The sequence below is a fragment of the Parabacteroides sp. AM08-6 genome (genome assembly GCF_003473295.1).
GTDB lineage: Bacteria > Bacteroidota > Bacteroidia > Bacteroidales > Tannerellaceae > Parabacteroides.
The window spans coordinates 132,689-157,984 of the sequence record NZ_QRMP01000001.1 but is presented as its reverse complement, the minus strand read 5'-3'; the positions used below and the strand labels follow the sequence as shown (position 1 = coordinate 157,984).

20 protein-coding genes are annotated in these 25,296 nt (G+C 42.0%); 13 read left to right on the top strand and 7 right to left on the bottom strand.

The features are described from left to right. Positions 1-56: 56 nt before the first annotated feature. The gene (locus DW103_RS00580; RefSeq protein WP_122273727.1) at positions 57-1,322 is read left to right on the top strand and encodes a mechanosensitive ion channel family protein; all 1,266 of its coding nucleotides are present in this window, start codon (positions 57-59) and stop codon (positions 1,320-1,322) included. A gap of 32 nt (positions 1,323-1,354) precedes the next feature. On the opposite strand, the gene DW103_RS00575 is transcribed toward DW103_RS00580, so the two are convergent. The 3 genes from DW103_RS00575 to DW103_RS00565 are packed head-to-tail and all read right to left on the bottom strand — an operon-like array spanning position 1,355 to position 5,694. Beyond that, positions 1,355-2,884 (bottom strand): MBOAT family protein, encoded by a 1,530-nt coding sequence (locus tag DW103_RS00575; protein ID WP_122273726.1) that lies wholly within the window; start codon positions 2,882-2,884, stop codon positions 1,355-1,357. Next, positions 2,874-4,271 (bottom strand): GDSL-type esterase/lipase family protein, encoded by a 1,398-nt coding sequence (locus tag DW103_RS00570; protein ID WP_122273944.1) that lies wholly within the window; start codon positions 4,269-4,271, stop codon positions 2,874-2,876. Before DW103_RS00570 ends, DW103_RS00575 begins: the two co-directional genes overlap by 11 nt. Next, positions 4,246-5,694, bottom strand: coding sequence for a hypothetical protein (locus DW103_RS00565; RefSeq protein WP_122273725.1), 1,449 nt, complete (start codon positions 5,692-5,694; stop codon positions 4,246-4,248). The genes DW103_RS00570 and DW103_RS00565 overlap by 26 nt, the downstream gene beginning before the upstream one ends. Positions 5,695-5,870: 176 nt before the next feature. On the opposite strand from DW103_RS00565, the gene DW103_RS00560 reads away from it, so the two are divergent. From DW103_RS00560 to DW103_RS00535, 6 genes are all read left to right on the top strand, one after another. Next, a complete protein-coding gene (locus DW103_RS00560) occupies positions 5,871-6,431 on the top strand; it encodes an NUDIX hydrolase (RefSeq protein ID WP_122273724.1) in 561 nt (186 codons plus the stop codon). Positions 6,432-6,716: 285 nt separating this feature from the next. Then, positions 6,717-7,901 (top strand): DUF418 domain-containing protein, encoded by a 1,185-nt coding sequence (locus DW103_RS00555; RefSeq protein ID WP_122273723.1) that lies wholly within the window; start codon positions 6,717-6,719, stop codon positions 7,899-7,901. Positions 7,902-7,982: 81 nt separating this feature from the next. Continuing rightward, on the top strand, positions 7,983-8,990 hold the full coding sequence (locus DW103_RS00550; protein WP_122273722.1) for an N-acetylmuramoyl-L-alanine amidase: 1,008 nt from the start codon (positions 7,983-7,985) through the stop codon (positions 8,988-8,990). Between the two features lie 93 nt (positions 8,991-9,083). Beyond that, positions 9,084-10,319, top strand: coding sequence for an anaerobic sulfatase-maturation protein (locus tag DW103_RS00545; protein ID WP_122273721.1), 1,236 nt, complete (start codon positions 9,084-9,086; stop codon positions 10,317-10,319). Between the two features lie 133 nt (positions 10,320-10,452). After that, positions 10,453-11,940 carry a TldD/PmbA family protein gene (locus DW103_RS00540; RefSeq protein ID WP_370453444.1) on the top strand — a complete coding sequence of 496 codons (1,488 nt, stop codon included), beginning with the start codon at positions 10,453-10,455 and terminating at the stop codon, positions 11,938-11,940. Between the two features lie 11 nt (positions 11,941-11,951). Continuing rightward, positions 11,952-13,271, top strand: a complete 1,320-nt coding sequence (locus DW103_RS00535; RefSeq protein ID WP_122273719.1) for a TldD/PmbA family protein — start codon at positions 11,952-11,954, stop codon at positions 13,269-13,271. 104 nt (positions 13,272-13,375) lie between these two features. Here DW103_RS00535 and DW103_RS00530 read toward each other — a convergent pair whose 3' ends face one another. From DW103_RS00530 to hypF, 4 genes are all read right to left on the bottom strand, one after another. After that, the gene (locus tag DW103_RS00530; RefSeq protein WP_122273718.1) at positions 13,376-15,436 is read right to left on the bottom strand and encodes an acetate--CoA ligase family protein; all 2,061 of its coding nucleotides are present in this window, start codon (positions 15,434-15,436) and stop codon (positions 13,376-13,378) included. Positions 15,437-15,515: 79 nt separating this feature from the next. Next, the gene (gene hypB, locus DW103_RS00525; RefSeq protein WP_122273717.1) at positions 15,516-16,268 is read right to left on the bottom strand and encodes a hydrogenase nickel incorporation protein HypB; all 753 of its coding nucleotides are present in this window, start codon (positions 16,266-16,268) and stop codon (positions 15,516-15,518) included. An 11-nt stretch (positions 16,269-16,279) separates the two neighbouring features. Then, positions 16,280-16,621: a hydrogenase maturation nickel metallochaperone HypA gene (hypA, locus tag DW103_RS00520; protein WP_122273716.1), complete on the bottom strand. Its 342-nt coding sequence runs from the start codon at positions 16,619-16,621 to the stop codon at positions 16,280-16,282. 31 nt (positions 16,622-16,652) lie between these two features. Next, positions 16,653-18,962, bottom strand: a complete 2,310-nt coding sequence (hypF, locus tag DW103_RS00515) for a carbamoyltransferase HypF (protein ID WP_122273943.1) — start codon at positions 18,960-18,962, stop codon at positions 16,653-16,655. Positions 18,963-19,154: 192 nt separating this feature from the next. Here hypF and DW103_RS00510 point away from each other — a divergent pair, with 192 nt between their 5' ends. The 6 genes from DW103_RS00510 to cybH all read left to right on the top strand — a co-directional run bounded on the left by DW103_RS00510 (position 19,155) and on the right by cybH (position 25,290). Continuing rightward, positions 19,155-19,385, top strand: a complete 231-nt coding sequence (locus tag DW103_RS00510; protein ID WP_122273715.1) for a HypC/HybG/HupF family hydrogenase formation chaperone — start codon at positions 19,155-19,157, stop codon at positions 19,383-19,385. A gap of 10 nt (positions 19,386-19,395) precedes the next feature. After that, positions 19,396-20,475: a hydrogenase formation protein HypD gene (hypD, locus tag DW103_RS00505; RefSeq protein ID WP_122273714.1), complete on the top strand. Its 1,080-nt coding sequence runs from the start codon at positions 19,396-19,398 to the stop codon at positions 20,473-20,475. A 16-nt stretch (positions 20,476-20,491) separates the two neighbouring features. Beyond that, positions 20,492-21,532, top strand: coding sequence for a hydrogenase expression/formation protein HypE (gene hypE / locus DW103_RS00500; protein WP_122273713.1), 1,041 nt, complete (start codon positions 20,492-20,494; stop codon positions 21,530-21,532). A 161-nt stretch (positions 21,533-21,693) separates the two neighbouring features. After that, the gene (locus tag DW103_RS00495) at positions 21,694-22,791 is read left to right on the top strand and encodes a hydrogenase small subunit (protein WP_122273712.1); all 1,098 of its coding nucleotides are present in this window, start codon (positions 21,694-21,696) and stop codon (positions 22,789-22,791) included. A gap of 12 nt (positions 22,792-22,803) precedes the next feature. Beyond that, positions 22,804-24,528 (top strand): nickel-dependent hydrogenase large subunit, encoded by a 1,725-nt coding sequence (locus DW103_RS00490; protein ID WP_122273711.1) that lies wholly within the window; start codon positions 22,804-22,806, stop codon positions 24,526-24,528. Between the two features lie 21 nt (positions 24,529-24,549). Then, positions 24,550-25,290, top strand: coding sequence for a Ni/Fe-hydrogenase, b-type cytochrome subunit (cybH, locus tag DW103_RS00485; protein ID WP_122273710.1), 741 nt, complete (start codon positions 24,550-24,552; stop codon positions 25,288-25,290). Positions 25,291-25,296 lie beyond the last annotated feature (6 nt).

The following is a 25,296-nucleotide window of genomic DNA, read 5'->3' as shown; positions in this document are numbered from 1 at the left end:
CAGATAAATGTTTTTTTCGTAAATTTGTACACCCTAACATACAAGAAAACAAGTATATGCACAACATACAAGAATGGATAAGCAACCATCTGGCAGAATGGAGAATGGGAATTATCAGTAACTCAATTAACGAAATCGACAATGCAATTGTCTTACTGTTAATCATCTTAGTTACGGTCTTTATCGATTATGCTTGCCGGTATATCTTTCTCGGCATGTTTAAGCGTCTTGCTAAAAAAACCCGCAACCAATGGGATGATTTAATTGTAGAACGTAAAATCATCAATAAATTAATGCATCTGATACCGGCTATATTGGTATATGTGATGTTACCATTGGCTTTTCCTCCCGAAGAAACGCCCAAAATACTGGCAATCCTCCAAATGCTGTGCAAAATATATATCATAGCCGTTTCACTCCGATTTATCAATGCCTCCCTGAACGTCGTTAACGAAATCTATAACAGGAAAGAGTCACTCAGGAACAAACCGTTAAAAGGATTTATCCAGTTATTGCAAGTAGGTGTCTTTTTTATTGGCTTCATTCTGATTATCAGTGTTCTGATTGGTAAATCTGCGACTACTTTATTTGCAGGTTTGGGAGCTTCCGCCGCTATCTTGATGTTGGTATTCAAAGATACCATTTTAGGCTTTGTAGCCGGTATCCAGCTTTCCGCCAATGACATGTTGCGCCCGGGAGACTGGATTACTATGGGAAAATATGGTGCGGACGGTACAGTAATAGAAGTAACCCTAAATGCAGTCAAAGTAAGAAACTTTGACAACACTATCACTACGATACCGCCTTATGCATTGGTCAGTGATGCCTTCCAGAACTGGCGTGGTATGTCCGAGTCGCCGGGACGACGTATCAAGCGTTCTATTAATATCGACATGAACAGCGTCTGTTTCTGTACACCGGAAATGTTGGCTAAATTCCGCAAGATTTCATTACTGACCGATTATATTGACAAAACGGAAAAAGAACTGGATACCTATAATAAAGAACATAATATTGATGCTTCAGTCCGTGTCAACGGACGCCGTCAGACAAATATAGGCGTTTTCCGGGCTTATCTGGTTAATTATCTAAAAAGCCTTCCTGCCGTCAGTAAGGAATTGACTTGCATGGTCCGTCAGTTACAACCGACAGAAACAGGTATCCCCATCGAACTGTATTTCTTTTCTTCTATCAAGGAATGGGTTCCCTACGAAGGTATTCAATCAGATGTTTTCGACCATGTCTTAGCCATTATACCGGAATTCGGACTCAGCGTATTCCAAAATATCTCAGGTAGCGACCTACGGAATTTGAAAAAATAAAAAAGGGATATTCTGATATCCATGAAACACCACTAAAACTGAAAATAAATAAACGGCTGTACTCCGGCACTCTTAAACTGTACAACAACAAATATGGCAATCGCCAATAATGCCGCCTGTACCAATAAAGGAGAACGAGTCACCCCTTCCCGCAATACATTTTCCGCCGATTTCGGCATAAAATGCAATATATAACCAATAAGCATCAGGATACAAACGCCTTTATAGCCGGAAACAAACTGCATAAATACTTCCGGATGGAAATTCGTAAATATCTGGGAAAGTACTTCTCCTACCGTTTGCATCGAGTCCGCCCGGAATAAAATCCAACCGAAACAAACAAGATGGAATGTTATCAAAACACCTAAAACCCTTCTCCATGGCTTCATATCGGAACCTGTAGGCTTAAAACTGCTGAAATGTCCCATTATAAACTTATGTATAGCCAAGGCTACCCCATGCAATGCTCCCCAAAGAATAAAACTTACAGACGCTCCATGCCATAATCCACCTAATAACATTGTAATAAGCAGATTGATATACGTTCTGATTTTGCCTTTCCGATTACCTCCCAATGAAATATATAAATAATCTTTCAACCATGAAGAAAGAGAGATATGCCAGCGTCTCCAAAATTCCGTTATGGTAGCCGACTGATAAGGAGAATCAAAGTTCATATTAAACCGAAAACCCAATAATAAAGCTATCCCGATTGCCATATCCGAATATCCGGAAAAATCGCAATATATCTGTAAAGCATATCCGTAAACACCGAAAAGATTTTCCACTCCGGTATAAAGCAAAGGTGCATCAAATACACGGTCTACGAAATTAAGGCTGATATAATCGGAAATAACCGTTTTCTTAAACAAACCGCAAAGTACCAAAAACAGGCCTTCACCAAACTGAACACGGGTAACAGACGGAGCTTTATAAATTTGTGGAATAAAATCACGAGCACGGACAATCGGACCTGCCACCAACTGCGGGAAAAAAGAAACATAAAAGACATAATCAATCCAACGGTGAAGCGGTTCTATCCTGCCCCTATAAACATCTATCACATAACTGATTGTCTGGAAAGTAAAGAAAGAAATCCCAACCGGCAAAAAAATATCCAATGGCTGGTAATTAAGGCTTTGTAAAGCCGTATTCCCTATTTGGTATCCCAATTCGTGTCCCACAACAGAAACAATTTCCCGCAGGAAATTAAAATACTTAAAATACCCCAAAAGGCCGAGGTCAATGCAAAGGCTCAATACAACCCACCATTTCCTTCCGGTTTTAGAAGTCGTGCGAGTAAGTCCCAATGCAATCAAAAAGTCGGTTGTAGCGACAAGCAAAAGCAGAAAAAACCATAATCCGCTACTTTTATAATAAAAATAAATAGAAAACAGCGTTACATAAATAATACGCGTCAACAAATGTTTCCGGAGAGACATATAAACAATCAGGAAACCGATAAACAGGAAAAAGAATAAACCGCTACTAAATAATATCGGCGCATTATGCTGATAAAGGAAAAGTTCACCAAGCTTATCAATTGAAAAATCACTCACCATCCTTTTTCTCTCCTATATTTTCGTTTCTCGATTTCCATTCATTATATGTTTGCATCAATGCACGATACAGCAATGTACCTTGCTCCCGATACCCTTCTTTAGTAAAGTGGATACGGTCGCGTCCCATCAGATGTTCTTTATACCATTTGGAATAAGAATTCTTACCTCCTGTAGCCGCAAATAAATCCCAACATGCTATATTTTCCCGGAGTGCCACATTGACAAGTGCTTTTGCTGCAAACTGCGTACTGGCATTCCGTACATACGTTCGTTTCTTATTTACATATACCCGTTTATAACATTCCGGAGGAGTTGTCAACAGAATAGCCGTATTGGGTATATATGTCTTTATAAGAGAGATGAAAGCCTCCGCTTGACTCGAAAATTCCTCGCTGTTAAACCGCCTGCCGAAAGTTTCATTCGTACCCAGTGATATTATCAATAAAGACGGTTTCAACAAAGCCAGTTGGCGGACATATGTTTCATCCGTATAATTCACATACATAGAACCATTTACCCCGATAGAATGATACAAAATGCCCGAATGTCCGTTCGTCAGGTTGAAACCATAATAGATATTTTTGAATGAAGACGCAGGTAATAATTGATCTGTACCCGGTTTACGCCGCGTACTATGCAACTGCAACGTATCCGTCTGAAAGGAAATACGGAATGTGTCGGCTATGATACCCGGTGCAGCCGGTGACGATGCCCGAAACGTATCAACCGAATCTTTCAAAGAACCGGCAGGAAGCATGGGCATGGATTTATCCCCTCGATAAATAACCGCTTGATTAAAAGAATAGCCGGCTCCATTATTAGGAGCAATAATCACGTCCAGATTGATAGACGGAGAAACAGACTGAATACCTATCCCTCCTATTCCTACCGGGGATTTTCTGATTTTTTGAATACAACGCCCTGCTACCCATTCTTTTACTGCTGAAGAGATATAATAATCATCCGGTTCGTTGGTTTTACTTAATTTGAACGGAGCAATCCAGCCTCGGCCGGCATTACCAAATTCTTCCTGCAAGAGACGCATTACTTTTCCGGAATAATAACCTGCCTGAATATGTGAATCTCCCAAATGAACAATTGTCAAGACCGTATCTTTTCCGGCACGCAAAGAATCCAATCCGGTAAAGAAACTCTGCAAAACAGAGAAATCCTTCTTTTTATCCGGCCAGAATGGTAATAAAATGGAATCTTTCCTTGCCCCTATCGAATAAGATAAAGGAGGAAGTGCTATCGTATCGGGCATTTCCGGTTGTTGCGGGAGCGGAACAGAAGCTTCTGCAATAAAAGAGCTTCTGATTCCCGGAATAATAGCCACCGGTATCAGGCAAATCATGAGTATATTAATTAGCCACCTTTTCTGCTTCATCATAAAAATCTTTTTCCAATAATATCGCATTCAGTAATGCCGTAGCAATCTCTTTGCCTCCCCTGAAACTTAAATGTGTATAATCTTTACTAGCCCAACCATTCTCCACAAAACGAACCATGCTGTTCTCACCTCCCATTGCCCCGAATACATTCCAGAAAGCAACCCCCGTACGACGTGCGGTCTGCCGTTGTGCATGCAACAGAGCCAAAACAGCCGGCATTGTCTCGAAATTTCCGTCCACCTGATGCCCCCGGTCCGATACGCCTAGAAGAAGAATATCAGCTTTCGGGAAACAAACCTGAATATGCCGGATAGCTTCTTCCATGTGTTTCGTATACCATCCGTATTGTAACACGCTATCGCTTACCACATTCAGTCCATATTGCAAAACAATCAAATCATACGGGCGAATGGCATCCAACTCTTGACAACGAGTACTATCCAAGCGATTCAATATCATACCGGAATTACCCCGCAGAGAATAATTATCGACAATCACCCCGTCATTGTCTTCCATGGCAACTCCCAGAACCTGAAAACCTTCTGTCCGGGTAAATGCGAATGAGGCCTCGGTAAATGTTCCTTTTTTCTCGTATTGTACAATGGTCGACGTCGGCGGCAATGCTTCCCGGATTGTATCAGTTTGGCCATTGCAAACCAATTGCATTTCCGTATTTGTATTTTCCTCATACAGTAACTTCAGAGAAGATACCGTTTCGATTTCCGGATAACGATTGGTAGTTTTAAGAGACAAAACATTTTTTTCACTTTTCGGTTCGAAAGTCATACCCGAAAGCGTATAGGCATGTTCCTGATCCTTCAGCATCGACCAAGTAATCCATCCTTCTGTTTTCTGTTCGACAGTAGGACGAAACTGGGCGGCAACGGATGTTACCGGAATAAATCCGACACCACGTCCCCCAAACTTTTTTTGCATACCTGAGCGGAAATCACCAACCATAATATCACCCTCTATAAAAGAATCTCCGAGGAAAGCCACCCGTACAGGACGCCCCACGCTTAAATTGTTTTTAAGTGCCGCGAAGAAACGCTTCAAAGCAATATGTCCTACCGAATAATCTTCTATGCGAATACCCAGTGAGTCTGCCCCTTTTTCAGCATACATCGCCCGATAAAGCGAATCACGCAATGCGAGAGCAAGTGAATCTATTCCTGTCTTTTTTATAATAGAATCACGAACGGCTACCGTATCAATCTGAATAGTATCAGGCTGTTCCAACTGTTTGCGCAACGAATCCAAAGACAGCACTTCCGGCTTTACCCGAATATCGGAAAGCAGGTCTACCTTTTTTATTTTCATCCCGAACACCGAGTCAGGCAAATAATACATACCTAAACAAAAGCTTAACGTAATAAGCAACAGGAGCAAAAGCCGGCCGAAATTATTACCTTTATTCATTTAATTATTTCTTTCGAAAGGGCAAAGATAATGATAAATGTTCAGGTCGGTGTATCAAGCTTTCTCAAATTACAATTTATCCCGTTCTTCATCGTTTAATATAAAAGCTAAAATATTAGATACCATAGAGTAGCCTTCGTTAGTTAAATCGAAAACGAAATTAAAAGAAAACAAAGATGGAAGATCCGAAAAACAAAGAATGGAAAGTCCTAAAAAGCGAATATCTGGCAAGAAAGCCGTGGTTCACTGTACGTTGCGAAGAGGTAGAGCTACCTAACGGCAATCGAATACCGGAATATTATGTATTCGAATATCCTGAATGGGTAAATGTCATAGCCATCACAAAGGAAAAGAAGTTTATTTTTATCAGCCAATATCGACACGGCTTGGAGCAAGCGAATTACGAACTTTGTGCCGGAGTATGCGAAAAAGAAGACGGCTCTCCCCTTATCTCCGCTCAGCGCGAATTAATGGAAGAAACAGGCTATGGTAAAGGGAACTGGAGCGAATTAATGGTTATAGGAGTCAATCCGAGTACACATACAAATCTAACCTATTGCTATTTGGCTACCGATGTAGAACCCGTCACCACCCAGCACTTAGAAGCTACAGAAGATTTAAGTGTACATTTTCTTACACTTGACGAAGTGAAAGAACTTTTGAATGAAGACAAGATAAAACAAGCACTTCACGTTGCACCACTTTGGAAATATATAGCAATAAATCGGTTATTCTGATAAAAAACTTACCTACAGGAAATAATTTATTATATCCACTTCTTTTAGATTAATAGAAAGGACCTTTTTGCCATATCCCTAGCAGATGACAAGATGTTCACTATTTGAGTGTTTTGCCGCTAGATTGATACGTTAAAATATATTACCTGTGCGGGTAATTCATTTTACCCGCCATATTAATCCCATTTAGTCGCTACGGTAGTGACATTTTGATAATTCATTTAAATAGATAAGATATTGTATTTTTAAAATAATTTTCGAACTTTGTCCAAAGTAAAAAAAACAATGAATACGACTCTTCAAACTTCTCATCGTCTGGGCGTAGTGGATGCACTGCGCGGTTTTGCATTATTGGCAATTGTGTTACTCCATAATTTAGAACATTATAATATCTTTGTTCCCATAGAAGGCAGACCAGAGTGGTTGGCCATTGTTGACAAGCACGTATTGGATACGCTTTTTTTCCTGTTTGCGGGAAAGGCATACGCTACCTTTTCACTTTTGTTCGGTTTCAGCTTTTACATACAATATCACAATGCTGAAAAAAGAGGAATAGACTTCCGGGGACGTTTTGCCTGGAGATTAGTATTGCTTTTCTTTTTTTCCCAACTTCATGCTCTGTTTTATGACGGAGACATTTTATTGCTTTATGCTGCAGTCGGATTTGTTTTAATTCTGGTCTGTAAACTTAAAGATAAAGCTGTATTTTGGATTGCTTTCATACTATTATTACAACCTTTTGAATGTGGCAGAATGCTATATGCCATATTGAATCCGGATTATGTTATAGGAGACGCCAAGTTCATTCCTTATGCTATACTCGCAGGGGAGGCGGCACAACATGGCACATTCTTCGACGTATTACGGAGTAATATTTGGAACGGACAACTATACAGCAATATTTGGCAGGTAGAAAACGGGCGCTTATTCCAAACAGCCGCCCTATTTATGTTCGGAATGTTATTAGGACGCAGGAAGTATTTTATAAAAAGCGAAAATTCCATTCTTTTCTGGAAGCGCGTTCTTCTATCGGCTACCATAGCCTTCATTCCTTTTTATATGCTTCGTACATTCATACCTCCTTATATAGCAAATCCATCTATACTGGCACCTTATAATATAGCTATCCCCAGTCTCGCTAATTTCACATTCATGGCTATTTTAGTTTCTCTGTTCACCTTAATATGGTTTAAAAAAGATAACGGATATAAATGGCAAAATTTAATCATCCCATACGGACGGATGAGTTTAACAAACTACATTTCACAATCTATTATGGGGGTATGTATTTACTACGGTTTCGGTCTGGGACTTTATAACTCTACAGGTGCCTGTGCAACTCTTTTAATCGGGTTAACGATATTTACTATCCAGTTATTTTTCAGCCGATATTGGCTTACCCGCCACAAACAGGGACCACTGGAATATTTGTGGAGACAGGGTACATGGATTCACCACAAAGGATATTGATGAATTCATGTACATGCAAAGATATATTGGGAGAAAAATTAAAAAAACAGTATTTTTGTCCGGTCTGCAAAATAAACATTTATGAGAATTAAAATCGGTATCATATTTATATTCTTCTTTACCCTACTATATGCCAGTGATTTACAGGCTCAAGAGAAAGCCTTTCCGAAACAGGGAGAAGGCATTACCCTCTTTCTTAAACGCCATAACCGAAGTGGAGCTGAGTATCAAAAGCAGTTTATTCAGCTGAATAAGACCAGATTAGGAAAGGGAAATACTTTGCAAATGGGGGTTAAGTATACTTTGCCACCGTTAAAAGGGAAAGAAACCGTAACACCTAAACAAAATAATTACGAACCACTATTCGGAAAGCAGCTGGCTCAATATAAAGTGGAATCCAACGAATTGAAAGGTACTTGTTTTTATCTTGTCAGCGGTCACGGCGGTCCTGACCCCGGTGCTATCGGACGTATCGGCAATGTGGAATTGCACGAAGATGAATATGCGTACGACATTATTCTTCGTTTGGCCCGTAACCTATTGACGAAAGGGGCTAAAGTTCATATCATCATACAAGATGCAAAAGACGGTATCCGGAACGACCGGTATTTATCCAATAGCAAACGGGAAACATGTATGGGAAGCCCGATACCATTCAACCAAGTACGCCGTTTGCAACAACGCTGCGATAAAATCAACAGTTTATTCACAAAAGACCGCGAGTTATATAAACGTGCCATTTTCGTCCATGTGGACAGCCGAAGTAAAAGCCACCAGACAGATGTATTTTTCTATCATTCTGAGAAAAGCTCAGAAAGTAAACATCTGGCAAAAACGATGAAATCCACTTTTACCCATAAATATAAAAAACACCAACCGGGACGAGGCTTTTCCGGGACAGTAGACGGACGCGATTTATACGTATTACGCAATACAACCCCACCCTCCGTATTCGTCGAACTCGGAAACATACAAAATACATTCGACCAACAACGGATTATTTTAAGTGATAATAGGCAAGCTCTGGCTAATTGGTTATGCGAAGGTTTTATTACAGATTATAATCGTTACAAAAAAAAGATTAAATAAACGTTGCTAAAAAAATATAAGCCTGAATATAAACATTGTTTCATATTAAAAGACTATATTTGTAAGTCAAATTAAACCGTTTTGGGTAAAATCATGAATAATCCCTATATATCTCCATTTGCAAAACCCATATATGTGATGTTGAAACCGGTAGGTTCTGTTTGCAACCTAGCCTGTGAATATTGCTATTATCTGGAGAAGGGGAAATTATATCCGGATATTAGAAATCACGTTATGAGCGAGCAATTGCTCGAAAAATTCATCAAAGAATACTTGGAATGTCAAACGATGCCTCAAGTTCTATTTACTTGGCACGGAGGTGAGACTTTGATGCGTCCTATTAGTTTTTATAAAAAAGCAATAGAACTGCAACGCAAATATGCCCATGGACGACAAATAGACAATTGTATCCAGACAAACGGGACTTTGTTAAATGACGACTGGTGTCGTTTTTTTAACGAAAACAATTTTCTGGTAGGCGTTTCTATTGACGGGCCACAGGATTTTCACGACGAATATCGCAGAAACCGGCAGGGACTACCCTCTTTCTATAAAGTAATGAAAGGCATCGAACTAATGAAAAAGCATGGTGTGGAATATAATGCGATGGCGGTAGTGAATGATTATAATGTCGATTATCCTTTGGAATTTTATAATTTCTTTAAAGAAATAGAATGCAATTTCATCCAATTTGCCCCGATTGTAGAACGAATTAGTACACATACCGATGGGACAAAATTAACTACTCCCGAACAGGAAAATGCAGATATCAAGTTGGCACCTTTTTCTGTAGATTCAGAAAAGTGGGGTGATTTTCTTTGTGCCGTTTTCGACGAATGGCTAAAAGAGGATGTGGGTAAATATTATATTCAGCTATTCGATTCTACTTTGGCCAACTGGATAGGCGAACAACCGGGTGTATGTAGTCTGGCAAAAACATGCGGGCATGCCGGAGTGATGGAATTCAACGGCGATGTATATACTTGCGATCACTTTGTATTCCCCGAATACAAATTAGGAAACATCCATACACAAACACTCACGGAAATGATGTACAGTCAACGCCAACTTAATTTCGGTGCCGACAAGTATGAGAAACTTCCAACACAATGTAAAGAATGTGAGTTCCTGTTTGCTTGTAACGGGGAATGTCCCAAAAATCGTTTTCTGTATTCGGCAAATGGTGAACCAGGGTTAAATTACCTATGCAAAGGATACAAAAAGTTTTTCAAGCATGTCGCCCCATATATGGACTTCATGAAAAAAGAATTATTAGCTCAACGCCCGCCGGCAAATGTGATGGATTGGGCAAAAACAATTGAGAATTAATTAATAAACTAAATACAAATATGAGGTTGGGAATTAATGTATCTATCGGAAACTATTATTTCTTGTCTTTAATTTTTATTCCTCTATTAGCACTATGGACAGACGTAATTTTATTAAAACAGGAGGTATGGTTATGATTAGCTCATTAGCGGCTCCTTCAATACTTGGAGGTTGTGCCGGTAACATTGCTGATAAAGCAACCGGTATCTCATTCGCTCTGAATCATTTCGGAGTAAGCGAAAGCGACATGAAAAAGGTGCTGACAGCAGCACTGGAAAAAGGAGGTGATTATGCCGATTTATTTTTTGAACATTCGTACAGAAACAACATTGGATTGCAAGACGGGGCTGTAAACCGTGCATCTTCCAATATCGATTTCGGAATGGGTGTACGTGTGCTGGCCGGAGATCAAACCGGTTATGCTTACGTTGAAAACGTAACCCTTGACGAAATGCTCAAAGCAGCCCGTACAGCAGCCCGTATCGCTACAGGTTCGACAGGGAAAGCTCCGGTTAATCTGACTGAAGAACCGATTAAAACGAACTATTACGGTATACAAACCCCATGGGACGAATTGGCAGTCAACCAGAAAACCCCTTATTTGCAAAAATTGAATGATCAGATTTTTGCATTGGATAAACGTGTTCATAAAGTTATGGCAGCATTGGGAGATACCACTTCTCATATTTTATTCTGTAACTCGGAAGGACAAATGTATTATGATTATCGTCCGATGGTAACATTGAGCGCTGTTTGTATCATGGAAGATAACGGTAAGATTGAAAATTCGTATGCTTCACGCGCCTTCCGTATGGGAGCAGAATTCTTAACAGATGATATCATCAAGGAAGTAGCAAAGGAAGCGGTAGATAAAACTTCAATCTTATTCCAGGCTATCAAGCCTAAAGGAGGTGAAATGCCTGTTGTAATGGGTGCCGGAGGTTCCGGTATTTTATTACACGAAGCTATAGGGCATGCTTTTGAAGCAGATTTCAATCGTAAAAATGTCTCGATTTTCTCCGATCAGCTGAACAAGAAAATTTGTAACGAGCACATTAATGTTGTAGATGATGGCACTATTCAGTTCAATCGTGGCTCTGTCAATATTGATGATGAAGGTATTGAAGGCCAAAAAACATATCTGGTGAGAGAAGGTATTCTGACTAGCTACATGCACGACCGCATCAGTGCCAAACATTATGACATCCCTTCTACTGGAAACGGTCGTCGCGAATCATTCCGCCAAATGCCTATTCCACGTATGCGCGCCACTTACATGGAAGCTGGTAATGTAACAGAAGAAGATATGATTGCAACTGTCAAGAAAGGTATTTATGCTTCTAGCTTCACAAACGGACAAGTTCAGATTGGTGCAGGCGACTTTACTTTCTTTGTAAAAGACGGTTACCTGATTGAAAACGGAAAACTGACACAACCTATTAAGGATATAAATATCATCGGCAACGGTCCGAGAGCTCTTGCCGATATTACGATGGTAGGAAATAATTATAAAATGGATAATGGCACTTGGACATGCGGAAAAGACGGACAATCCTGTCCGGTAACCTGCGGCATGCCGTCTGCCCTTGTTAGCAAACTTACAGTTGGAGGAGAAAATTAAAAACGAATATTATGATAACAAACGAAAATAAGAAACTGGCTCAGTGGGCAATGGAATTTGCCCTGAAAAACGGCTGTCAGGCCTCACGAGTAAGTATTTATAACGGTTCAAGCAGCTCCTTCGAAATACGTGATATGAAAATGGACCGTCTGCAACAGGCATCCGAAAACAGTCTGGTTATTCATTTATTTGTGGACGGACGTTTTGGTTCCTTCTCTACAAACAGATTGGATAAAAAAGAATTAGAATCTTTCATTCAAAACGCTGTCGCATCTACCCGCTTTTTGGCTGAAGATAAAGCACGGACATTACCGGACACTTCACTTTATTACAAAGGAGGAGGGGCTGATTTACAATTAATTGACCCGAAATTCGATTCAATACAGCCTGATGACAAAGTTGCTTTAGCCATGAATATATGTAATGAAATGATGGGGAAAGACAACCGTATCATTTCAGCAAATTCTTCGTATAGCGATGAGAAAGACTTTAAATATATGGTAGCCAGTAATGGGTTTGAAGGAGAAGCTTCCGGTTCATCTTATAGTCTGTCTGCCAGTCTTAGTATTAAAGGCGACGGTGATGCCCGTCCGGAGTCATATTGGTATGACTCTTCTCTGTATTATGACACACTAATAAAGGAAGATTTAGGGGTAAAGGCATTGGAACGTGTACTTCGTAAATTGGGACAAAAAAAGGTTGCTTCCGGTAAATACCAAATGGTTGTAGACAATATGAATTCTGCCCGTTTGCTTTCTCCGGTTATTGACGCCATATATGGTTCTTCCATCCAACAAAAAAATTCATTCCTCTTGGATAAGCTTAACCAAAAAGTGCTGGGAGATAAGATGACACTTACCGATGAGCCACATTTGGTTAAATCATCCGGAGCTCGCTATTTTGATGGTGAAGGGGTTGCAACCAAACGTATGCCTGTATTTGAAAATGGAGTTTTAAAAACCTATTATATCGATACATATTCAGCAAATAAGATGGGCATCAAACCGACCATAGCTTCTCCTTCCATTTTAACGATGCAGATGGAGAATAAAAATCAAGATGCTCTGATTGAAACTGTGGATAAAGGTATTTTTGTTACGGGTTTTAATGGAGGTAACAGTAACAGTACAACCGGTGATTTCTCTTATGGAGTAGAAGGCTTCCTGATTGAAAAAGGAAAACTGACACAGCCGATTTCAGAAATGAACGCAACGGGAAATTTACTAACTTTATGGAGTAATTTAGTCGAGGTCGGCAATGACCCGCGTACATTCTCCAGCTGGCGTATTCCGTCCCTATTATTTGACAAAGTTGATTTCAGTGGACTCTAATCTACAGGAAATAATCTAAGAATATAAAAAGTCTCAATTACCATATCATTTACTCTAAGCTTATGGTAATTGAGACTTTTTATTTATGGACACCTATTTCCCGATTACTTTTCTATCCTTATGCGAGCATCTACAGCGAACAATCCCCGTTCTGTTGCCACCAGCGGATTAATATCCATTTCTTTTATTTCCGACGCAAAACGAAGTAAGGTAGACAGACGGACGATAATATCTGCATATTGTTGTTCATCTATCCCCTTTTGCCCACGTGTACCTTTAATAATCGGATAACCGCGCAAAGAACGAATCATAGAAAAAGTTTCATCATATGACAAAGGAGACAAACCGTATGATACATCTTGCAATACTTCCACAAAAATACCACCTAAACCACATAATACAACATGCCCGAAACGATCTTCATATTTAGCACCGAGAAATAGTTCCTGCCCTTTCAGCATCGGCTGAACCATAATGGCTGTAACATCCGGTAAACGCATCATTCGTTCATATTCGAATATCAAATGCTCTTCACTCCTGATATTCAAAGCTACACCTCCGATATCACTCTTATGTACAGGACCGACTACTTTAGCGACAACCGGGAATTTCACTTTCTTCGCAAAAGCAACCAGTTCATCCCGATCCGTTGAAGTAAACTCTTCCACCAAAGGAATATTGGCAGCTTTTAACAATGTACGAACTTCTTCAGGATTCAGATAACCACTTCCCGGCAGGCGATCGATAATACGGCGGACTTCCGGAACATCCACACCATAAAGCTGGATATCCGTACTCATTGGTTTCGGCGTATTAATCACACGTGATAAAGCCGTCCCCAGCGTTACTTCGTCAGAGAAATTGACATGACCTTTCTTAACAAAATTCTTTACTTCCGGACCAGCTGTAACGATAGAAGGCAATACAGGAAAAATAGGTTTCTTACATTCTTCCATTTTTTTATGAAGTACTTCATAGGTATCATACAGTTTCACCAAACCGGGACTTCCGAAAATAACCATCATCAAATCTATTTCATCAAAACGGTTTTCACAAAAATCGATTGCCGTAGCCAAATGCTCCGGCGTTCCGGTTCCTATTATATCAATCGGATTACCAACAGCAGCCCCCGGATACAATTTGGATTTTAGTTCGGCAGCCACAGGTCCTTCTAATTTCGGGACATTCAGGCGGCCTTTGGCTAAAGCATCAGCGAGCATGACAGCCGGCCCGCCGGCATGTGTAATGATAGCACAATTCTTACCTTTTACCTCTTTCAAAGTAAATATACTAGCAACAGTTGTCAGTTCCTCACGGCTAAAGCAACGAACGATACCGGCTTTACGGAAAAGAGCTTCTACAGCAGAATCTGAATTAGCTATTGCCCCCGTATGTGAAGAAGCAGCACGCTTACCGACATCTGTACTTCCAGCCTTAATAGCAGCAATATGACATCCTTTACGAATAAGCGAAGAAGCATGATACAACAATTTATCCGGATTTTTTATCTGTTCGATATAAAGCATCTTTATCTTCGAATCTAAAACAGGATCAAAATTCCGGTCCATATATTCAATCACATCCTCTACTCCAATCTGTTTTGAATTTCCGACAGACCAGACAGAGTTGAAGCGCAAGCCTTTTGTTAAAGCTGATTCTATGATAAACAAGGCTGTCCCACCCGAACTGGATACAAAATCTACACCATCAGCATGAAATTCGGGGATTGGTTGTGTAAAGACACCATGATAATACGTATTCATCAAACCTATACAATTGGGACCAATCAAAGATGCACCTGCCTCATTAATACTTTTCAGCATCTTATCTTCCAGGATGGCACCCTCGTGTGTTTCTTCCCCGAAACCGGCCGAGACAACGATAAACGCTTTGACGTTCTTTTCCTTGGCTAATACATCCACTGCTTCAGGACATGAGGAACCCGGAATTGAAATAATAGCCAGTTCCGTATCCGGTATATCATGAACGGAATGATAAGATTTCAAACCCTGCACATCGTCTTCCTTGGCGTTGACCACATACAATTCTCCCTGATATTTTCCATCCAGCAAATTGCGCACCAAGCGACCGCCTGGTTTATGTACATTATTGGAGCCACCGACTACAACAATACTCTGAGGATTGATTAATTCTCGGTTAATCATAACATTTTGATTAATTTTGTTCAATGAATGGGAACAAATGTAGCTTATTTATCCGTTTATTCATCAAACACAAGGTGATTTATTTACATTTTGTACATTCATCCGTCAACCAGTTACACCAAGCTTCCATTCCGGTTCCCTTCGTTGCCGAAACTTCGAATATTTGCATGTGATGATTTACGTTTAAAATATTTTTACGTAAGACTTCCACATCCGTATCCAAATAAGGAGCCAAATCTACCTTATTAATAATGCAGACATCTGCCTCCACAAAGATATGCGGATATTTCAATGGCTTATCATCACCTTCAGTAGTGCTGACTATAACCACTTTTTTTGCCTCGCCAAGATTAAACATGGCCGGACAAACCAGATTACCCACATTCTCAATAAAAAGGATAGAATTGTCTACTGGGGCTAAATGTTTGACTGCATGGTTCACCATATCGGCTTCCAGATGACAACCGGTTCCGGTATTCACTTGAAAAACAGGAATGTCTAAAGCAGCAATACGGTCGGCATCGTTCGAGGTCTGTTGGTCTCCTTCAACGACATATAGAGGATGTTTTTCCTTCAGACGGCGAACAGTTTCTTCCAATAAAGAAGTTTTACCTGAACCCGGCGAACTCATCAGGTTCAGACAAAAAATATGTTTGGCCTCAAAATAACCGCGATTACGTTCGGCCAGCAGGTTATTACGCTGAAGAATATCTTGTTCCAAATTAATAACTATCCTTTCATCATGATGATGAGGATGCTGGTGGCCATGACCATGTTCGTGGTCATGCTCGTGATGATGGTGATGCTCTCCGCATCCGCAAGTTCCACACATAAGCGTTTGTTTTATTTTATAACAATTGATTTTATTCGAAGTTCTTTCCCTTTTTCTATTTTAACAAAATAGGAACCACAGACCGGACAAGGAGAAAATAATACCTCCATCGGAAAAAGTGCTTCACATTCTGCACATCGTCCTTCACCGTCTATATAACGGTAAACGATAACTGCCTTTTCCAGTAAAGTTCCTTTTACAGCACTCTCTATTGCAAATTCGAGTGTCTGCAACTCAACTCCGGCCAAACGGCCTATTTCAAGTTCGACCTCTTCGATATATGAAGAATGATGGTCTAAAGCTTGTTGCTCCGCCAGTTCTACTATACTTTGAGCTATTGATAGTTCGTGCATTTCCTATTCATATTTATAATTTTCCAAATAGTTAGAAATGTCCGACCGAAATCGATTCACATCTCCGAACAGCTTGATTGGAAGCAGCAATGGCCAATTGTCCTACCGAAATCCCCCCATCATTGCAAGGAATGCGTCCCGGCACATATAAAGGGATATTTTCGGCAGCAAACAGTTGTTGCAAATGTTCCGTCAACCGTTTGTTCTGGAAGCAACCACCGGATAATACCACTTGCATAGCTCCTGTTTGCTTCAAAAACAATTTAGCTCTTTCCAATAACATATAAGCAATCGAGTTATGAAAACGAGCAGACAACTCGGCAGATGAAACTCCCGATTTCAAGTCATCCAACAAACCTTCAAAAACAGGACGGAAAGAAATATTCCCTTCTTCTATTATAACCGGATAATACGCAAAGAGTTCATCGGAAGCCAATTGTTCTAACAGGACCGGAGCTTCCGCCTGATGCGTGGATACATCGCACACTCCCAAAAGAGATGCTATCGCATCAAACAGGCGGCCGGCACTGGAGGTATAAGGTGTATTCACTCCTTGTTGCATCATTTTCAAAAGCATAGATATTTTTTGTGTACCTATCCGTTCCACGAAACCATCCGGAAAAGGGATATTCTCACCAAAATAATGCCAAAGACAAGCCACAGCCATACGCCAAGGTTCAATAGAGGCCTTATCACCTCCGGGCAACGGAATATATTCTAAATGCGCAAGTCGACGGTAGGAACGACGGTCACAAAGAAAAACTTCACCTCCCCATACTTTTCCGTCATCCCCCAAGCCTGTTCCGTCCAGAACAAAAGCTATAACCGGTTGATACAAACCATATTCCAACATACAAGCCGCTGCATGGGCATGATGATGCTGAACTTTCAATAAAGGGATATCAGTCTCTGCTGCAATACGTTCCGCTTCACGCGAAGAGAGATAATCCGGATGTAAATCACAGACCAGATACGAAGGCGTAAAACGAAAAAGTTTCCGGAAACGGGTCAGTGATTCTGTATAAAAACTAAACGTTTCCCAATTCTTCAAATCTCCTATATACTGACTCTGCAAGATTGTATCTCCTTTCCCCAGCGCAAAAGTATTCACCTTTTCGGCTCCGAAAGCCAGAAGGCCTTCTACCAGAACATCCGCAAAGATAGGTTCAGGCACATATCCCCGTGAACGACGTATCAGGCAGGCTTGATTTCCGCAAACCTGTAAAACAGAATCGTCCACCCGGTTACGAATATCCCGGTTATGATGCAAAATCAGAGCAACTTTGCCGAACAACTGCATTTCTGCTTCTTCAGGTGTGATGGCAATCGGCAAGTCACTCAAATTCCCGCTTGTCATCACCAAAGCCGGCGTATCTACATGTTCAAACCAATCATAATGAACCGGCATATAAGGGAGCATACAACCTAAAGTTTTCATCCCCGGATTGACACCTGAAGCCAAAGCCCTTCGTTGCTTGAGCAAGACTATAGGACGACGCCATGAAAACAATGCTTCCTCTTCCGCAACATTCACATTTGTATAATCTTTCAATTGCGCTATGTCCCGAAACATAACTGCAAAGGGCTTGCTGTCACGCAATTTGATTTCACGCAAGCGATTCACCGCCTTTTCATTTGTGGCATCGCATATCAAATGATATCCTCCAATACCTTTTGCCGCAATCACTTCACCTTCACGAAGTAAGCGGGAAGAGAGTTGCAACAACTTTTCATATTCAGTTAGTTTCACGTTATTATACGAAGCATAGTAAACAGGGCCACAATGATTACAAGCAACCGGCTGCGCATGAAAACGACGATTGGTCATTTCCATATATTCTTTCCGACAATCCTGGCACATTTCAAATCCCGCCATCGTTGTCCGCTCTCTGTCATAAGGTAAATCGCTGATAATGGAGAAACGAGGACCGCAGTGGGTACAATTGATAAAAGGATAATGCAAACGATGTTGCTGCTGCTCTCTATCGCGCAAACATTCAGGACAAACAGCAATATCCGGAGCGACTTGCGTCACTTCATCCGACTCAGAATAGCTGGGAGTTATGGTAAAATCCGTATATGGAACTTGTATTTCCGCTTCCTTGACATCTATCCGATGAATAAAAGCAACCGGAGGATGTTCATTACGGATACGGGCAACAAAACATTCGCGCAACTCCGGTGTTAAAACGGCCCGGATACAGACTCCGTTATTCCGGTTGTCCACCTCTCCCTTTATTCCCATCTCTTTCGCTATCTTATAGATAAAAGGGCGAAAGCCGACACCTTGTACCAAACCGTAAACTGTCAAAACTGTTACTTTCACTTCCGCACGCTTCATGTTTTCTTCTGCTTTCGGACAAATATAGACTCTTTCCGCAGAATAAGCAAACCGGTACAATGGCTATTTTCTATTACCTTCATAAATTAAATCTATATACACTATAGATAGAAATGTTTGAGTTTCCACGTTTAATCCAAAACATTATCTCTACTTTTGAAGTTATAAAAATATAACAATCATTTTAATAATATGTGTCTGGCTATACCTGGGAAAATACTACATATCGACCGTTCTATTCCGGAACTTACAATGGCTAAAGTAGATTTCAGTGGAATTGTAAAGAATATCTGTATCCAATGGGTAGACGCTTCCGAAGGCGACTACATTTTGGCCCATGCAGGAATGGCCATTTCCGTACTCAATGCAAAAGAAGCCGAAGAGACATTGGAAGATCTCAAGAAATTGACAATTGATAACTGACAATTGCAAGATGAAATACGTCGACGAATACAGAAACAAAGAACAAGTCCAATCACTCGTCCGGGCAATCCGGAAAATAGTGACACACCCTTGGCATATCATGGAGATATGCGGAGGACAGACACACTCCATCGCCCGCTACCGACTGGAAGAAATGTTGCCGGAAAAGGTAAAATTGCTTCATGGTCCAGGTTGTCCGGTATGTGTAACTCCGATAGAAATTATCGACCAAGCTTTGGAATTAGCGAAACGTCCTGATGTTATTTTGGCTTCATTCGGCGATATGATGCGTGTTCCGGGAAGCCGGGAAGATTTGATGCAAGTCAAAGCACACGGAGCCGATGTGCGCATGATGTATTCCCCTTTGGATGCAGTCGAGCTGGCCGGCACTGAGCCTGACAAAGAAATCGTGTTTTTTGCCATTGGATTCGAAACAACAGCTCCGGTTCACATGATGGCATTAAAAGAAGCGCAACGCAGGGGGCTGACAAACTTTTCTTTATTAACCTCTTTATTTACCGTACCGCCGGCTATCGAAGCAATACTGTCCGACCCGGAATGCAAAGTAAACGGTTTCCTGACTGCCGGTCATGTTTGTGCCGTAACCGGAAACAAGGAATATTACCGTCTGGCGGAAAAATACAAGACTCCAATGGTTGTCACAGGTTTTGAACCGGTGGACTTATTATATGGTATCTATCGTTGCCTGCTCCAGCTGGAAACAGGGACTTATACAGTAGAGAACACCTACAAACGCGCCGTTCCCGAAAATGGCAATCCCGCAGCCAGAAATCTGATAAACGAAATATTAGAACCCTGCGACCAAGAATGGAGAGGAATCGGTATTATCCCAAACAGCGGTTTACAAATCCGGCAGACATTCGACCGTTATTCCTCCCGAACGAAATTTAATTTCCACCCGGACAAAAAAGATATTGTATCCGAATGTATTGCCGGAAAGATTATGAGAGGAACAAAACAAACAACCGACTGTCCATTCTTTGGTACCCGTTGTACTCCGGAACATCCATTCGGAGCTCCGATGGTATCAACAGAAGGCGTTTGCGCGGCATATTATAAATACAGATAAAATAAACGACTGAACAATGATAACAACAAACTGTCCCCTTCCTTTCAACGACACCGATTGCGTATTGATGGCACACGGCGGCGGAGGGAGAATGACACATAAACTGATAAGCAGCATTTTTTACCCGGCCTTCCGCAATCCGCTGCTGGAACAGGATCACGACGGATGTGTATTTCCCGTGGAAACCGGACGTATGGCCTACTCGACAGATTCATTCGTCGTAGACCCGATTTTCTTTCCGGGCGGAGATATTGGCGACTTGGCAGTAAATGGCACTGTAAACGATTTGGCCTGTTGCGGAGCACATCCATTATACCTGACCGCCGGATTTATCTTGGAAGAAGGATTGCCTCTTTCTGACCTCACCCGAATTGTGCAGTCCATGAAGAAAGCGGCCGACCGGGCAGGTGTACAGATTGTTGCAGGTGATACGAAAGTCGTAGAACGAGGGAAATGTGATAAGCTGTTTATCAACACAAGTGGCATTGGAGTCGTTCCCAAAGACATACACATCGCTCCTAATCGTGTAAAAGACAATGACGTAGTGATATGCAGCGGACCAATCGGCGTACATGGCATTACTATTCTTTCCGCCCGCGAAAGTCTTGGTTTCGAAACAAATCTGAAAAGTGACACCATTTCGTTAAACAATATGATTTCCGGATTGTTGACAAATATAGAGGATGTCCATGTCCTGCGCGACCCGACACGGGGAGGCGTAAGCGGAACATTGAACGAAATAGCACAAGCCGCAGGCATGGAAATCATTCTCGACGAAGCCTCGTTGCCTATACCCGATGCCGTACGCGGCGCCTCGGAGATATTGGGCCTCGACCCGCTCTATGTAGCCAACGAAGGACTTGTTTTGGTAATCCTGCCGGCTGCCGAAGCGGAAAAAGCGCTGACTGTCATGCACCGTTATCCGGAAGGGAAAGATGCTGTTATAATCGGTCGGGTATCAGACACCGGCAATACGATTGTAAAGATGAAGACAATATACGGCAACTATCTGATTATAGACATGTTGAGCGGCGAACAGTTGCCTCGTATCTGTTAAAACCTTAGGGTAGACGCAACAGCGTCACCAGGTAAGACGCAATAGTTTCACCAGGTAAGACGCCGTAGCTTCACTAGGTAAGGCGCAACAGCTTCACCAGGCAAGACTCCCTAAAAGGCAGGCGGTATACTTGCAAATTGAAAAACTAATATATTACAATTATGGAAGAAAAAAGACCCTCCGTTTACGAAGAATGTCGCCGAAATGGCATTTCTCGCCGGGATTTTCTGAAATTCTGTACGACGGTAGCCGCACTGATAGGACTCGAATCCACCGGTGTCGCACAAGTAGTCAAAGCGCTGGAAACGAAGCCCCGCCTTCCGGTCATCTGGCTTCATTTACAGGAATGCACCTGCTGTAGCGAATCGTTCATCCGCTCCTACCATCCCACTGTCGGCAATCTCCTTTTCGACAACATCTCTCTCGATTACACAGAGACGCTGATGGCAGCCTCCGGTTTCCAAGCCGAAGCATGCAAAGAAGAGACCATGAAGAAATATTGGGGCGAATATATCCTGATGATTGAGGGTTCCATTCCGACAAAAGATGAAGGTTACTGCTGTGTAGGCGGAAAAAGTGCCATGCAGATTGTGGAAGAATGTGCCAAAGGCGCCAAAGCCATCATCGCTTGGGGAAACTGTGCTTCAGCCGGATGTGTGCAAGCCGCAAACCCAAATCCGACAGGTGCGAAAGCCATTCATAAACTTATCAAGGGCAAACCTTTAATGAACGTACAAGGTTGTCCGCCTATTGCAGATGTGATGACCGGTGTCATTGTTTATATGCTTACTTACGACCGGATGCCGCAACTCGATGCCCTTGGCCGTCCGAAGATGTTCTACAACCGCCGTGTACACGACACCTGCTACCGCCGTGCCAATTTCGACGCCGGCCTGTTTGTGGAAAGCTTCGACGATGAAAATGCCAAACGTGGTTATTGCCTCTATAAGGTAGGTTGCAAAGGTCCGAACACATACAACTCTTGTGGTATTATCAAATGGAATGAAAGTACAAGCTATCCTATCCAGAGTGGGCATCCCTGTCTTGGATGCAGTGAAGCTGGTTTCTGGGATATGAGTCCGTTCTATAAACGTCTGCCCGACGTACACGGTTTCGGCATTGAAGCAACTGCCGACCAAATCGGCCTGGCACTCGGTGCTGCCACAGCCGCCGGTATTGCCGTACATGCCATAGCCACCAATATCCGGAAAAAAGAGTTAATCGACAACGATGAACCGGAAGATACATCTAACATTTAAACCCCTTATACCATGTCAGAAAGAATAGTAGTAGATCCTCTTACCCGTATAGAAGGCCATCTCCGGGTAGAAGCAGAAATAGAAAACGGCAAAATCAAAGATGCTTTCAGTTCCGGTACAATGGTGCGTGGCATCGAAACAATTGTACGAGACCGTGACCCGCGCGATGTCTGGGTATTTGTAGGGCGTGTCTGCGGTGTATGTACTTCCATTCACTCGCTCTGTTCCGTACGAGCTGTCGAAAATGCTTTCAATATCGTTATCCCACCCAATGCACAGATGGTTCGCAACATTATGGAAGCCGTACTGTACATGCACGACCATGTCGTACATTTCTACCAGCTACACGCACTCGACTGGGTAGACGTTGTTTCCGCCCTGAAAGCCGACCCGGCAGAAGCATCCGCTCTTGCCCAGAAACTTTCTCCCTGGCCGAAAAGTTCAGTTGGTTACTTCACAGCCCAGAAAGACCGTCTGACCAAATTTGTCGGAAGCGGACAACTCGGCATTTTCGCCAACGGTTATTGGGGACATCCGGCATACAAACTAACTCCGGAACAAAACCTGATTGCTACAGCTCATTATCTCGAAGCATTGGAATGGCAGAAAGAGGTTGTGAAAGTACATGCCGTATTCGGCGGCAAGAACCCGCATCCAAACTACCTGGTAGGCGGCATGCCTTGTGCCATCGACCTAAACGAAGCCAATGCTGTCAATACCGAACGACTGGCTCTTGTCAAACAGAAACTACAGGAAGCCAAGACTTTCATCGACCAGGTCTATATCCCCGATTTACTGATGATTGCCAATGTTTATAAAGATGAATGGACTAAAATCGGGGGTGGAGTAAGCAATTATCTTTCTTATGGCGACTTTCCGATGTTCGAATACGGAGCGACAGACAGCTACAAAATACCACGTGGTATCGTACTGAACCGTGACCTGACAAAAGTTCACCCTGTCGATGCTAACTCCTCTGAAGAAATCAAGGAATATATCTACCATTCCTGGTACACTTACACACAAGGTAATAAAGCAGGTTTGCACCCATACGAAGGCGAAACGAACCTGAATTACACAGGTCCGCGTCCTCCTTACACCCATCTGAATGTGGAAGATAAATATAGTTGGATAAAAACACCCAGATGGAAAGAAGAACCGATGGAAGTCGGTCCGCTCGCCCGAATGATTGTAGCTTACGCTGCCGGAAAAGAACCCCAGAAATCATTAATAGATAATACACTCAAGCAACTCGACTTGCCGCCCGAAGCACTTTTCTCCACTATTGGACGCACAGCTGCCCGCGGATTAGAAAGCAAATTGGCTGCCGACTGGGCATTGGAGTTCTACGAGCAGCTTATCAAAAACCTCGAAAATGGAGATTCCCGTATGGTGAACCATTATATGTGGGAAAAGGAAACATGGCCGAAACATGCACAAGGAGTCGGTCTCGCGGAAGCCCCCCGTGGTGCCCTCGCCCACTTCATCGTGATTGAGGATAAGAAGGTGAAAAACTATCAAATGGTAGTTCCAACCACTTGGAATGCCTCCCCACGAGACGAAAAAGGCATCCTTTCCGCCTACGAGTCTTCCCTTATCGGCACACCGGTCCACGATCCGAAACAACCGCTCGAAATCCTTCGTACCATTCATTCCTTCGACCCATGCCTGGCATGTGCCGTACATCTCTATGATGAACAAGGTTCGCACGTCCATCAAATAAAAATAGACAACTGATAATTATCAATTCGAGTTATTATGAAAAGTCGAAAGAGACGTTTAAGAGAAGTATATGTATGGGAACTTCCCGTACGCTTTTACCATTGGTTGAATGCACTTTGCATCATCATCCTTTGCATCACCGGATTCATAATCGCAGATCCGCCTGCTATTATGACGGAAACAGAAGCCAGCTTCAGCTATTGGTTCGGTATCGTGCGTTTTATTCATTTTGTGACAGCATTTGTTTTCTTTTTCAATTTCGTGTTTCGCATATATTGGGGGTTTGTCGGAAATCGTTTCGCTCGATGGAACAATTTTATCCAACTCAAGAAATCGCAATGGAAGGAGATTCTGCAAATCATAAAAGTGGATATTCTGATGATAAAGAGCAAACCGATAGAAAGTATCGGCCATAATGCGTTGGCAAGCCTGATTTATTTTGTAATGTTCCTGGCCTTTCTATTACAGAGTATTACAGGTTTCGGCCTGTATGCAAAGATGAGTGAATCTTTTTTTCCCCAGCTTTTTGCCTGGACAATTCCAGTACTGGGAGGCGACTTGGTGGCACGCGAAATACATCATTTCCTGATGTGGTTCTTTATCCTCTTTGCCATCATTCATATCTATTTGGTATGTTACCATGATTATATAGAACGTCGTGGCGAAGCTTCTTCTATGATAGGTGGATGGAAATTTGTCGAAGAGAGCCGTGCCAATGAAGAAGAAGTAACAGAAACAGCAGAAACCATTACGAAAGCAGCACGCAAAAACGAATAGAAAGAA

Excerpts from the sequence above, each read along its gene's own strand:
- DW103_RS00570 (WP_122273944.1), bottom strand. The coding sequence starts at position 4,271 with ATGAAGCAGAAAAGGTGGCTAATTAATATACTCATGATTTGCCTGATA.
- cybH (WP_122273710.1), top strand. The coding sequence starts at position 24,550 with ATGAAAAGTCGAAAGAGACGTTTAAGAGAAGTATATGTATGGGAACTT.
- DW103_RS00510 (WP_122273715.1), top strand. The coding sequence starts at position 19,155 with ATGTGTCTGGCTATACCTGGGAAAATACTACATATCGACCGTTCTATT.
- DW103_RS00495 (WP_122273712.1), top strand. The coding sequence starts at position 21,694 with ATGGAAGAAAAAAGACCCTCCGTTTACGAAGAATGTCGCCGAAATGGC.
- DW103_RS00535 (WP_122273719.1), top strand. The coding sequence starts at position 11,952 with ATGATAACAAACGAAAATAAGAAACTGGCTCAGTGGGCAATGGAATTT.
- DW103_RS00545 (WP_122273721.1), top strand. The coding sequence starts at position 9,084 with ATGAATAATCCCTATATATCTCCATTTGCAAAACCCATATATGTGATG.
- DW103_RS00565 (WP_122273725.1), bottom strand. The coding sequence starts at position 5,694 with ATGAATAAAGGTAATAATTTCGGCCGGCTTTTGCTCCTGTTGCTTATT.
- DW103_RS00540 (WP_370453444.1), top strand. The coding sequence starts at position 10,453 with ATGATTAGCTCATTAGCGGCTCCTTCAATACTTGGAGGTTGTGCCGGT.
- DW103_RS00555 (WP_122273723.1), top strand. The coding sequence starts at position 6,717 with ATGAATACGACTCTTCAAACTTCTCATCGTCTGGGCGTAGTGGATGCA.
- hypB (WP_122273717.1), bottom strand. The coding sequence starts at position 16,268 with ATGTGTGGAACTTGCGGATGCGGAGAGCATCACCATCATCACGAGCAT.
- hypA (WP_122273716.1), bottom strand. The coding sequence starts at position 16,621 with ATGCACGAACTATCAATAGCTCAAAGTATAGTAGAACTGGCGGAGCAA.
- DW103_RS00580 (WP_122273727.1), top strand. The coding sequence starts at position 57 with ATGCACAACATACAAGAATGGATAAGCAACCATCTGGCAGAATGGAGA.
- DW103_RS00490 (WP_122273711.1), top strand. The coding sequence starts at position 22,804 with ATGTCAGAAAGAATAGTAGTAGATCCTCTTACCCGTATAGAAGGCCAT.
- DW103_RS00550 (WP_122273722.1), top strand. The coding sequence starts at position 7,983 with ATGAGAATTAAAATCGGTATCATATTTATATTCTTCTTTACCCTACTA.
- hypF (WP_122273943.1), bottom strand. The coding sequence starts at position 18,962 with ATGAAGCGTGCGGAAGTGAAAGTAACAGTTTTGACAGTTTACGGTTTG.
- DW103_RS00575 (WP_122273726.1), bottom strand. The coding sequence starts at position 2,884 with ATGGTGAGTGATTTTTCAATTGATAAGCTTGGTGAACTTTTCCTTTAT.
- hypD (WP_122273714.1), top strand. The coding sequence starts at position 19,396 with ATGAAATACGTCGACGAATACAGAAACAAAGAACAAGTCCAATCACTC.
- DW103_RS00560 (WP_122273724.1), top strand. The coding sequence starts at position 5,871 with ATGGAAGATCCGAAAAACAAAGAATGGAAAGTCCTAAAAAGCGAATAT.
- hypE (WP_122273713.1), top strand. The coding sequence starts at position 20,492 with ATGATAACAACAAACTGTCCCCTTCCTTTCAACGACACCGATTGCGTA.
- DW103_RS00530 (WP_122273718.1), bottom strand. The coding sequence starts at position 15,436 with ATGATTAACCGAGAATTAATCAATCCTCAGAGTATTGTTGTAGTCGGT.